Below are 12,114 nucleotides of genomic sequence, written 5' to 3'. Positions count from 1 at the left end.
ACTTAAGACATTAATCTTTGTGTTCAGTCATCTCATTTTGAGTATCAGTCGATTTATCATCTGCCTGCTCTGACTCAACTTCAGCTGTTTTAGTGGCTGTAGTGTAAAACTTATCGCCTTTATCAGCCATTGCAACCAGTGATTCACAGGGTGCAAAAATGGCATTGCTGTTAGCCAGTGTAGACATATCAGAGCTTATTTTACTCGCACCTAATTTGTCCATGTAGCTAAACGGACCACCTAAAAACGGTGGGAAACCAATACCAAAAATAGCACCAATATCACCATCACGCGGGCTTGCGATAATACCATCATCTAAACAACGAGCCGCTTCATTGAGCATTTGTGAAACACAGCGTTTAGCAATCTCGTTTTTATTTAAACGTGGGGCCGGTGTCACGCCAAGTAGTTCGTATACTGATTCATCAACCTTCTTGCCTTTCTTGTCGTATTCATAAAAGCCACGACCTGTTTTACGACCGAGGCGCTTTGAATCAATCATGCGTGAGAAAGCATCGGGTCCTTTAAAACGCTCACCCAATTCTTTTTCAAGAATTGGCGCAATTTTAGATCCAATATCAATACCTACTTCGTCCAGCAATGCCAACGGTCCAACAGGAAAACCAAACTCGACTAAAGCCGCATCTATTTTTTCAATCGGCTCACCAGCAAGCATTAAGTTAGCCGCTTCATTAAGGTATGGCGCTAAAATACGGTTTACATAAAAACCAGCCATATCTTTTACCACAATTGGCGTTTTACCTTGCTTACGTGCAAAGTTAACTACACGAGCAATGGTTTCTTGTGACGTGCCTTCGTGAGGAATGATCTCTACCAGTGGCATTTTCTCTACTGGCGAGAAATAATGTAAACCAATTACATTTTCAGGGCGTTCTGCTTTTGCTGCAATTTGCGAAATAGGTAATGACGAGGTATTACTTGCAAAAATAGTATTCGCTTGGCATTGCTGCTCAACATCAGCAACCATACCTTGCTTAAGCTCTAAATCTTCAAATACCGCTTCTATCACTAAATCTATGTGCTTAAAGCCGCTGTAATCCGTAGTGCCAGTAATGCGGTTCATGGTTAACTGCATATCAGCTTTAGACATAATGCGGCGCTTAAGGCGTTTATCTAAGATTTTGTATGTGTAGTTCATGGCATTACTTATGCCCTGCTCTGCCACATCTTTAATACGTACCGGCAATTTAGCCTTAACCGCACTTACATGGGCAATACCTGCGCCCATTAATCCGCCACCTAACACAGCAGTTTTACTAATCGCAGGAGCGTCATCGTTGCGCCATTCTTTTTTCATTTCAGTGGTTGCAAAGAAAATACCGCGAAGTGCTTTAGACTCATCACTCATTACTAACGTAGCAAAGCCTTCGGCTTCGGTTTTATACGCTTTCATTTCATCAAGCTCTACGCTTGCACGAACCGCTTTAATAATCGCAAGCGGCGCTGGGTAGTGACCACCGGTTTTTTTAAGTACGTTTTCTTTAGCTTTTTTAAAGATAAAGTTACGACCAAACGGGTTTGATTCTAATAGCTTACTGATCTTATCAAGTTTAGGCTCTTTAGCTTGTGGCTTTTTCTTCGCAGCAAACTCTTTGGCCACTTTTAGCAGTACGCTTTGTGGAACACAATCATCCAATACACCGGCTTTTTTAGCTTGTTTTGGACGAATTTGCTTACCAGTTAGCATCCACTCAAGGGCTTTTTGAATACCCACGATTTTAGTTAAGCGTTGTGTACCACCACCGCCAGGCAATAAACCTAGTTGTACTTCTGGTAAACCAATTTTAGTTAAATTGCTATCTGTACCAACGCGATAATCACATGCTAAAGCAAACTCTAAACCACCACCTAAAGCAGCGCCGTGAATAGCACTAACCGTGGTATACGGTAGTTTTTTCATATCAAAAAATGCTTGATGGCATAATTCGCTGATAGCTAATGCATCTTCGCGTTTTTCAACGCTGTCTAGCATTTTCACATCAGCACCGGCAATGAAGTTATCACTTTTGCCACTAATAAATACCATACCTTTCACTGCATGCTCTTTAGCTTGTGCTAATAATGCTTTTAAATCATCAGCAAAGCTGTCACGCAGGGTATTCATTTTTTCACCCGGCACATCAATGGTTACCACGGCTATTTTGTTATCATCAACCGTTAAATTAAATACTGAATCTGTCATTACGCACTCTCCAATACAAAGGCTGCACCTAAACCACCCGCAGCACAGGCAGTCGTTAACGCTAAACCACCGCCACGACGCTTAAGCTCGTATAAGCTTTGTGTAATTAAACGCGCGCCGGTTGCCGCAAATGGGTGACCATAAGCGAGTGAACCGCCGTTAACGTTAAACTTATCCATGTTAATTTCACCTATGGCTTTATTACGCCCTAAGTGCTCTTGTGCAAATTTATCTGAAGCAAACATTTTCATATTCGCTAAGGTTTGCGATGCAAACGCTTCATGCATTTCAATAAGGTCTAAATCAGCTAACGTAATACCTGCTCTATCAAGCGCGATTGGCGTTGAGTGAGCTGGCCCCATTAGCATGTCTTTTTCTACGCCTATGGCTGAAAACGCAAAACTGCGTACGTAGCCTAAAATTTCGTAACCCAATGCTTTGGCTTTGCTTTCGCTCATCATTAACACTGCAGCTGCGCCATCGGTTAATGGGGTTGCATTAGCGGCAGTCACAGAGCCGTGCTGACGGTCAAATACGGGTTTAAGCTTGGCATAACCTTCAACCGTTGAGTTTTTACGAATATTGTTATCTTCTTCAATAAAGCTTTTATAAGGCGGTAAGTGCGCCGTCATTACTTCATCTTTTAACTTGCCATCGGCCCAAGCTTGAGTTGCTAATGAGTGAGAACGATGTGCTAAAGCATCTTGATCTTCACGGCTAATATTATGGGTTTTAGCCATTTGCTCAGCTGTTTGTCCCATTGATAAACCCGTTGAGTACTCAGCAACCGCTGGCGGTACTGGTAATAAATCTTTTAAACGTAGTTTTGAGAATATTTTTAAACGCTGACCAAGCGTACGGGCTTTGTTTAAATCGACTAAACTGCCGGCTAATTTTTTACTTACACCAATTGGCAATACAGACGATGAATCGGCACCACCAGCAATACCCACGTTTACAGAGCCTGCCATAATAGATTCGGCAACATTTGCAATTGCTTGAAAGCTAGTTGCACACGCACGTGACACTGAATATGCATCAACGCCCACTGGCATACCTGTACCTAATACAATTTCACGTGCAATATTTGGCGCTTCTGGCATTTGTACTACTTGACCAAAAACCAGTTGATCGATTTCTGACTTGTCGAAATTTAATCGCTCAAGCATTTCATTAACTACTAGCTTACCCATATCCAATGCTGGTACATGGTGAAACGCAGTTGCTTGCTTAGCAAAAGGAGTACGTAGGCCGCTTACAATGGCAATACGGTCGCCTTTTGGTGTTTTAAGTATGTTTTGCTCAGACATTTATTATTCTCTCCCGCTGACAGGTCAGACCTGTATGTTTTCCTCGATTCTAAACAACCCGTGTGATAAAGCCAATAGATAAACGTAAATTAATCATAAAGCGCCATTGTAAATCACTACATACATTGTGTAAGGGTAATACAATAGGCTTTTTTAGCAGGTTTTACAAAGTTTTGTGTTAGGCTAAAAAGCGTTAAAAAATAACGAACTATTTTCAAAAAATCAGTCTAACTCTTGAGTTATCCACTTATAAACCTTATAACTAGCTCAGTATTTGTTACCTAACCACTTTAGGTATTATTTAAGCTGACGAGGACAGTCCACTTATTATGGCAGCTAACGCATTTTCAAACTTAAAAACGTATTTAGACACCCAAATTATTGGCCAGCCAGCGCTCACTCAAGCACTCTTAATTGCTATATTAGCCGATGGTCATTTACTTGTTGAAGGCCCTCCGGGGCTTGCAAAAACGCGAGCGGTTAATGCTTTAGCAAAAGGTATTGAAGGCTCGTTTCAGCGTGTTCAGTTTACCCCAGACTTATTACCTGCCGATGTAACCGGCACTGATATTTATCGTCAACAAACCAGTGAGTTTGTGTTTGAAAAAGGCCCTTTATTTCATAACCTCATATTAGCGGATGAAATAAACCGAGCACCAGCAAAAGTACAATCGGCTTTATTAGAAGCAATGGCCGAGCGCCAAGTTACTGTGGGCAAAAATACGTATCCACTTAGTGACCTGTTTTTAGTGATGGCAACACAAAATCCGCTTGAGCAAGAAGGGACCTACCCACTACCTGAGGCGCAATTAGACCGTTTTTTATTACATTTAAGTATTAATTATCCAGGGGCTGAGCACGAGCTTGATATTTTACGCCTAACCCGTGGTGAAGCACTTAATGATGAAGCCCCAGTGCTTGAGCAAATTTCGCAAGCAGAGCTGTTTGCCGCTAGAAAAGCGATTTTGGGTCTGTATTTAGCAGAGCCACTAGAGCAATACTTAGTTCAGTTGATTATTGCTACTCGAGAAGGCGCAAACTTAGATGAGCAACTTGGCCGCTGGATTGAATACGGCGCCAGCCCACGTGCCACCATTGCTTTAGATAAATGTGCCCGCGCTCATGCGTGGTTAAGTGGTCGTGATTTTGTATCGCCTGACGATATTCAAGCTGTGGTACATAATGTATTACGCCATCGTATTATTTTAAGTTACGAAGCACAGGCCGATGGTATTACAAAAGATCAGGTTATTAGCCGTATTGTTGAACTAGTTGCTGTACCTTAAGTTATGCAAACACACTTTGATTCTCAGGCATGGCTTAAATTAAGTCATAGCCATGGTGTTAATTTATCGCTTAAAGAGCTGATGTATTATAAAGCAAAAGCGCAACTGCTTGAGCTGGCACCTAAAGTTAGAATAAAAAATACCTTAGCGGGGCAATATCTGGCGCCGCATAAAGGCCGTGGCATGGAGTTTGCCGAAGTGCGCCATTACCAACACGGTGATGACATACGCTCTATTGATTGGCGGGTCACGGCTCGTACCGGTGAAACCCACACCAAACTTTTTCAAGAAGAAAAAGAACGCCCGGTATTTGTATTTACCGACTTTTCAAACTCCATGTTATTTGGCTCTCAATTATTATTAAAGTCGGTGCAAGCTGCACATATTAGCGCCTTAGTTGCATGGTCTGCTTGCCAACGTGGCGATAGAATTGGCGGTATTGTGTTTAATCAGCACTCGCATTTAGAGCTTAAACCTAGTGCCCGTGAAAAGGCCGTGTTAAAGCTGTGTCATAATTTATGCGACGCCCATCAGCAGGCACTTGAAAATATTGATAAACCTGCCAGTAATAACTTTAGTGACAACCTTAAGCGTTTAAATCACTTAGCTAAACCCGGTAGTTTGGTTTATATCGTATCCGATTTTAACGCCTTAGATGACGCCAGCTTTAAACAACTCGAATTACTTGCGCGGCACTGTGAGTTAATAGGCTGCCATATTAGCGACCCCTTCGAGCATAAGTTACCTGCTTTCCAACAAGCGGTTACGGTAAGTGCTAATAATCAGCAGTTTGCCCTCCCTTTGATGGATAACAGTTTTAGAGAACGATTTGCCAAAAATGCCGAGCACGCATTTAGCGCGCGTATTAATCGTTTAACAAAATCTGGGCTTAACCTATTATCATTCGATGCAGCCACTGCGCTGGAACTGCAATTAGTGAGAAGATAAATCATGCAAACCTCTCCACTTGATGGCCTTCACGATATTATTGCTCCCTCTCACGTTGACTGGTGGCCGTTAGCCCCTGCTTGGTGGGTAGTTATTAGCATTGCACTGTGCTTAGTGTGTGGCTTAATTATAATTATGTACAAAAACTATCAATTTAAAAAACCAAAACGTAAGGCGATTAAATTAGCAAATCAACAACAATCAGCGCAGCAATTGCATATTATTTTAAAGCGTTTAGTGATCACCTATTACGATCCACGCTTAGCAGCGCAATCCACAGCTAACTGGTGTAAAACCCTAAGTCAACTTGCTGCAATTGGTTTTAATGAAGATGAAATTTCAGGCCTATATAGCACAGCACAAACACAACCGGCACTCAGTGATAAGTTTCGCCAAGCTATTAAACAATTTAAGCTAAAGGAGCCACTGCATGTTTGAATTTAGCTGGCCATGGCTGTTTTTATTACTGCCGCTTCCTTTAACGTTACTGCTATTAAAACCCGCAGCAAGTGATGCAACGACACTTTTACGCATCCCAAGTTTTGCATCGCATAATTTAAATAATCAACATGTAGAGCCCAGTGCACGTAAGTTAAACACTCTTGAATGGTTGCTATGGGCATTATTAGTAACAGCATCGGCTAACCCTACTTGGTTAGATGAGCCTATATCGCTGCCTAATGAAGGTCGCGACATTATGCTCGCTGTGGATTTATCGGGCTCAATGACAGAACAAGACATGGCTTATAATGGCCAATATGTTGACCGTTTAACTATGGTTAAAGCAGTGCTTAGCGATTTTATAGAGCAGCGTCAAGGCGACAGACTTGGGCTAATATTGTTTGGTGATACCGCGTTTTTGCAAACGCCTCTCACCCGTGATGTAAAAACCGTCAGCAAAATGCTTACTGAAGCACAAATAGGTTTAGTAGGACGTGCCACGGCTATTGGTGACGCTTTAGGTTTATCGGTTAAACGCTTTGCTAGTAAAAAAGAAAGTAATCGTATTGTGGTGTTACTAACAGATGGACAAAACACCGCAGGAAACCTTGACCCCGAAGATGCCCTATTACTAGCTCGTGAAGAAGGCATAAAAGTGTACACCATCGGAGTCGGCTCAGATAACCCTCGTGGCTTTAGTTTATTTAATATGGGCTCTGGGGGCAGCAATTTAGATGAGAGTTTACTGAAAAATATTGCCGAACAAACAGGGGGTCTGTACTTTAGAGCCAAAGATGTCGCTGGGTTGCAACAGATCTATGCAGAGCTTGATAAACTCGAGCCAATTAGTGCCGATGAGCAGACCTTTCGCCCGCAAACAGCCTTGTTTTATTATCCGTTATTACTGGCCATTCTATTAATAAGTGCAATGGCATTTTTAAAAACAGTACGTGCATTGAAGGAGCCAAGCTAATGGATTTTGAGTTTATTCGCCCCGCTATTTTATGGCTGCTACTCCCTGCGCTAGGGCTGTTTTTTATTGCCATGCTTAAAAAGAAAAAAGCCCAATCGGCGCCACTCATTGCGCCACATTTAGCACAATTTGTTATGAGTGAATCAAATAATCAGGCTCGTCAGCCGCTGTGGCTAGTTGCGTTATTTTGCAGTTTATCCATTATATTTAGTGCAGGCCCGAGTTTTGAGGAAAAGCAAGTCCCTGTATTTCAAAGCAAAAGTGCCCGCGTTATTGTAATGGATATGTCGTACTCTATGTATAGCACCGACATTGCTCCTAATCGATTAATGCAATCTCGCTTTAAAGCCCTCGATATGATTGAGTTATTTAAAGAAGGTGATACTGCATTAGTAGCCTACGCAGGCACTGCCTATACCATTTCTCCACTGACCAATGATGCAACCACCCTTGCTAATCTTATTCCTAGTTTGAGCCCTGAAATTATGCCTGATAAAGGCTCCAACGTGCTGGCAGGTTTAGACATGGCGCAAGAGCTGCTCACTCAAGCAGGCTACCTAGATGGTGATATTATTTTGATCACCGATGGTATTGAACAACAACAGCAAAGTGATATAAGTGGTTTTACTAACAGTAGCCAGTATCGACTTAATATTTACGGTATTGGCACTGAGCAAGGTGCACCAATAAAGTTACCTGAAGGCGGATTTTTAAAAGATAATTACGGCCAAATTGTAGTGCCTACACTCAATGGTTCTTTACTCAAAGGAATAGCAAAGAATAGTGGCGGCCAATACGCTAATTATCAACCAAGTAATAGCGATATTGCCATTTTTTCACCGCAAGCAAACAGTGAAATACTAAAAAGTGAAAAACCAAATTTAGCCTTGTGGCGAATCGATGCTGGCATTTATGGCTTGCTTATTTTACTGCCCTTAGCTCTATACTTATTTAGGCGCTCTGCGTTTATTGGTGCGGTGCTATTGCTAAGCTTTATACCTCAGCAAAATGCCCATGCAGTAGAGTTACCAACGCTATTTAAAAATACCGATCAGCGTGCATTAGAAGCTTACAACAACCAAGAGTACCAACAAGCAGCGCAAGCGAAGTCCAACGCTCTCAAAGGCGCTGCACTTTATCAGCAAGGTCAGTTTGAAGGCGCTCTGAACGAATTTAGTCAAGATAAATCAGCTACTGGTTATTACAATTACGGTAATGCACTGGCTAAAGCCGGACAATTAGAGGCTGCTATAAACGCTTACAAACAAGCGCAATCACTGCAGTCTGATTTTACCCAAGCAGCCGATAACCAAGCGTTAGTTGAGCAGTTACTTAAGCAACAGCAAGACCAAGAAAACCAACAAGGTAATGATTCGCAAAATCAAGATGATCAAAGTCAAGATGATGCAGATAAATCAAAACAAGATCAGCAAAAAAATGGCGATAAAAATAACGCAGATAAAAACGAAGATAACAGTCAAAACAGTGAAGAGCAGCAATCGGGTGAGCCCTCGGAGCAATCAAAAGATCAACAAAGCCAATCTGGCGAGCAGTCAGATGAACAAAATCAGCCTGACATGCAAGCTCAATCACAAAACCAACAAGACGAGAACAAAGACGACGATAGTAAGCCTCAGCAAGACGAGCAACAGAGTCAACCCAATCAAATGAATGAGCAACCGCCATCAGATGAGCAGAAGCAGCAAGCACAACAACAAGCTATGCAAGCACAGGCGGCTGAACTCACTAATGAAGAAAAAGAGAAAGCACAGCAACTAAATCAGTTACTAAGAAAAGTGCCCGACGATCCCGCTATTTTATTAAGAAACAAAATGCAATTAGAAGCCCAAAAAAGACAATATCAACGCCGTCCAACAGGAGTAGAAAAATCATGGTAATGCGATTATTTTGCTGTTTATTGCTATTAACTGCCATGCCATTAATGGCCGCCACTTCATTAGAGGCAAGCGTAGATAAAAACCCGGTACTGGCAGGTGAGTTTTTTATGCTCAATATTAGCGTTGATGATTCAATCAAAGGGCAACAACCCGATACTTCAGCGCTGTTAAAGGATTTCGTAGTCGGCCCTATGAGCTTAAGTAGCCGCACCAACATTATTAACGGCAGCATTAAAAAACAAACATCGTGGTCTGTTAAGTTAATGACTCGCAAAGCCGGCGAATACACAATTCCTTCTTTTAGTGTTGCAGGGCTCAGCTCTCAACCGATAAACTTGTCGGTTAAAGAGCGAAGCAGCGATGCGGGCAAAAATGATGATATATTTTTAAAAAGCTCGCTTACAAATAACAGCTTATTTGTGCAAGAGGCTGGCGTTTACACCATTAAACTTTACTTAGCTAAAGAGCTACTTGATGGCAGCTTAAGCACGCCAAGCATGGAAGATGCTCAACTCACCCAGCTAGGTAAGCAAAGTGAAGATTATGAACTGGTTAACGGTAAACGTTATTTAGTGATCACCCGTAATTATTTAATTCAGCCGCAAAAAAGTGGTGCATACACCATTGAAGCACCGGTTTTTCAAGGGCGTGTTCAACAAAACTATCGCCAACTAGAGGTGTCGGCACTCGGCGATGAACAACAGATTGAAATCAAACCCATCCCTGAGAATTATCAAGGTGATTGGTTACCCAGTGAATTAGTAAGTCTAACCGAGCAATGGCAACCAGACGATAATACTGTTGAGGCCGGCACGCCAATAACACGCACTATTATGCTTACCGCATTAGGGGTTACTAAGGAGCAACTACCCGAAATTGATATGCCTACTATAGATGGTATTCGCAGCTACCCAGATGAAAAAGAGACTAATAATGCAGTACGCGATGGTCGAGTGGTATCACAGCAAAGCGCCTCATTTGCGCTACTACCACAAACACCAGGTACTTATACATTGCCTGAAATTACCCTGCCTTGGTATAACACCAAAATGAACCGAATTAGTTACGCAACTTTACCAGAGCGCACAATTACGGTAACACCAAGTACCACAGCGCCAGCAAACTCACTAAATACACCCGTTGAAAGTACTTTAAACAACACGGATGCAGAGCCAACGCAGCAAGCGCTCAGCGTGCAACGCCACACTAGTACGCCTCTATGGCTTATTATTGTAGCCGTATTAGGTTACATATTATGGATTGTGACCCTGGTTCTTTACTTTATGAAACGCTCAGCTAAAGAAGTGCAACAAACGACGCAAGCAAATCATAGAGGCAATCAGCAAGCAGATTTAAAAACACTGCAAATACTTGCTAAAAGCCATGATAATAAAGCATTTTACGATGCACTTAATCTATACGCGCTAACTCGAACAGATAAAAAGGTAGGAGCTCTCACCCATTTATGCGCTATGATAAACAACTCGCAGTTCACTGCGCAGGTAAATAATTTACAAGCACAGTTGTACGGTAACCAATCGGCTAGCACTGATTTAGAAGCGATTGTTAGTTTATTAAAAAAACATCAATCGCACACAGCTAAGTCATCATCTGCGTTAAAAGAGCTATATTCTTAATAAGAATCTTAGTTACTTTTTTGGCCTATAATAATTTTAATTAAAAAGTGCTTATGTTTGGAAATAAAAAATCGAATGATCGGGTCTTAATTAATATGGCTGAAAAACAACAACGCTATGAAGCCTTGGTTCATGTTTATCATAAGGAACTCTATCGCTTTGCTTACTGGTTATGTAACGATCCGACTATTGCTGATGACTTAGTGCAAGAAACCTTTTTGCGTGCATGGCGCTCGCTTGATTCGTTACTCGACCAAAAAGCAGCTAAGCCATGGTTGCTGACCATTTTAAGGCGTGAGAATGCCAGACGCTTTGAGCGCAAGCAATTTGATTACAGTGATGTAGATAACGACACATTGGTGGATCAAACCAGCCATAGTTTAGATACAGCAATGGAACAAACCGTTATTCAGCGACAAATTTCTTTATTGGCTGATGACTACAAGGAGCCGCTGTTGCTACAGGTGGTAATGGGCTGCACCGGAGATGAAATTGCAGATATACTAAATCTAAATAAAAATACTGTTATGACACGTTTATTCCGAGCAAAAAATCAACTTAAAGAGGCATTAAGCCGTGATGATGAACAACTTAAAGGAGCATCAAAATAATGGATGAACTTGAGTTTCGTCGCCGTACGATTGCGCAGCCAAATGAGCTGGACAAAGAGCTTCAGGAATTTGCAAACAGCAGTGCCGACAGACAACAATTTTTAAATGAAAGCAAAGCATTCGATAAACAACTCGACGACGCGCTTGATATTACTGTACCTGACAATCTTGCTGAACGAATTATTTTAAACACCTCGTTAAAAGAAAAAGCTAGAACAGATGAACTTGAGCAAAAGGATAACGTGGTTAGTGCACGCTCATGGTTTAAGTTCGACCGAATGCATTTGGCTTTGGCAGCTTCGTTTGTGATTGCAGTTAGTGCGTTTATGTTTAGCGAAGAACAAAGTATTAATCAAACGGCTGGTGAGCATGCACTAGCCCATGTTTACCATGAAATTTATGCGTTAAATAAAACTCAACAAATTAGCATCCAAACTGTCAATGAAAAGCTGGCTTTACTTGGCGGCCATATTAGTGATTTACCTGGCAAAGTGACTTATGTTAACTTTTGCGATTTTCAAGGTGAGAAAGGTATTCATTTAGTGTTTGAGTCTGACTTTGGGCCTATGACCGTGTTTATTGTGCCAAGCGATAATCAAATCTTTGAAATTGGCTCTGATGATTTTAATGACTCTCGCTATGCTGGCCATATAAATCGTGGCAAACAGGCCGATACCGTGCTAATTGCAAGCCTTGGCTCACCAGTTGATATGTATAATGAACGTATTTCAGGTGCTATTCGCTGGCTTTAAGCCATTATAGAAACAATAAAAAACCGCAACGAGTGTGCGGTTTTTTTATTATTTA

At 41.6% G+C, this 12,114-nt stretch carries 10 protein-coding genes; 8 read left to right on the top strand and 2 right to left on the bottom strand.

Annotated elements, in window-relative coordinates; genetic code table 11:
- Positions 1-10: 10 nt before the first annotated feature.
- Both fadJ and fadI read right to left on the bottom strand, forming a co-directional pair.
- The gene (fadJ, locus tag CWB78_RS03835) at positions 11-2,203 is read right to left on the bottom strand and encodes a fatty acid oxidation complex subunit alpha FadJ (RefSeq protein ID WP_138594280.1); all 2,193 of its coding nucleotides are present in this window, start codon (positions 2,201-2,203) and stop codon (positions 11-13) included.
- Positions 2,203-3,513, bottom strand: coding sequence for an acetyl-CoA C-acyltransferase FadI (gene fadI, locus CWB78_RS03830; RefSeq protein WP_010391348.1), 1,311 nt, complete (start codon positions 3,511-3,513; stop codon positions 2,203-2,205). Before fadI ends, fadJ begins: the two co-directional genes overlap by 1 nt.
- Before the next feature lie 329 nt (positions 3,514-3,842).
- On the opposite strand from fadI, the gene CWB78_RS03825 reads away from it, so the two are divergent.
- Genes CWB78_RS03825 through CWB78_RS03790 form a run of 8 tightly spaced genes read left to right on the top strand, consistent with a single transcriptional unit; the run spans position 3,843 to position 12,059 of the window.
- Positions 3,843-4,799 carry an AAA family ATPase gene (locus CWB78_RS03825; RefSeq protein ID WP_010391346.1) on the top strand — a complete coding sequence of 319 codons (957 nt, stop codon included), beginning with the start codon at positions 3,843-3,845 and terminating at the stop codon, positions 4,797-4,799.
- A 3-nt stretch (positions 4,800-4,802) separates the two neighbouring features.
- Positions 4,803-5,747 (top strand): DUF58 domain-containing protein, encoded by a 945-nt coding sequence (locus CWB78_RS03820; RefSeq protein ID WP_138594278.1) that lies wholly within the window; start codon positions 4,803-4,805, stop codon positions 5,745-5,747.
- 3 nt (positions 5,748-5,750) lie between these two features.
- A complete protein-coding gene (locus CWB78_RS03815; RefSeq protein ID WP_138594276.1) occupies positions 5,751-6,185 on the top strand; it encodes a DUF4381 domain-containing protein in 435 nt (144 codons plus the stop codon).
- Complete coding sequence (locus CWB78_RS03810; protein WP_138594274.1) at positions 6,178-7,161, top strand: vWA domain-containing protein; 984 nt, start codon at positions 6,178-6,180, stop codon at positions 7,159-7,161. The genes CWB78_RS03815 and CWB78_RS03810 overlap by 8 nt, the downstream gene beginning before the upstream one ends.
- Positions 7,161-9,059, top strand: coding sequence for a vWA domain-containing protein (locus tag CWB78_RS03805; RefSeq protein ID WP_138594272.1), 1,899 nt, complete (start codon positions 7,161-7,163; stop codon positions 9,057-9,059). The genes CWB78_RS03810 and CWB78_RS03805 overlap by 1 nt, the downstream gene beginning before the upstream one ends.
- A complete protein-coding gene (locus CWB78_RS03800) occupies positions 9,053-10,696 on the top strand; it encodes a BatD family protein (RefSeq protein ID WP_109875538.1) in 1,644 nt (547 codons plus the stop codon). Before CWB78_RS03805 ends, CWB78_RS03800 begins: the two co-directional genes overlap by 7 nt.
- 53 nt (positions 10,697-10,749) lie before the next feature.
- Entirely contained in the window at positions 10,750-11,307 is a 558-nt protein-coding gene (locus tag CWB78_RS03795; RefSeq protein WP_010391329.1) for a sigma-70 family RNA polymerase sigma factor, read from the top strand.
- Positions 11,307-12,059: a DUF3379 family protein gene (locus CWB78_RS03790; protein WP_010391327.1), complete on the top strand. Its 753-nt coding sequence runs from the start codon at positions 11,307-11,309 to the stop codon at positions 12,057-12,059. The genes CWB78_RS03795 and CWB78_RS03790 overlap by 1 nt, the downstream gene beginning before the upstream one ends.
- The last annotated feature ends 55 nt before the right edge of the window (positions 12,060-12,114 follow it).

The sequence above is a fragment of the Pseudoalteromonas sp. S1612 genome (assembly GCF_005887175.1).
In the GTDB taxonomy this organism is placed as follows: Bacteria; Pseudomonadota; Gammaproteobacteria; order Enterobacterales; family Alteromonadaceae; genus Pseudoalteromonas; species Pseudoalteromonas undina.
Note: the sequence above shows the minus strand (reverse complement) of the source record. Positions and strands in the feature narration are given on the sequence as shown.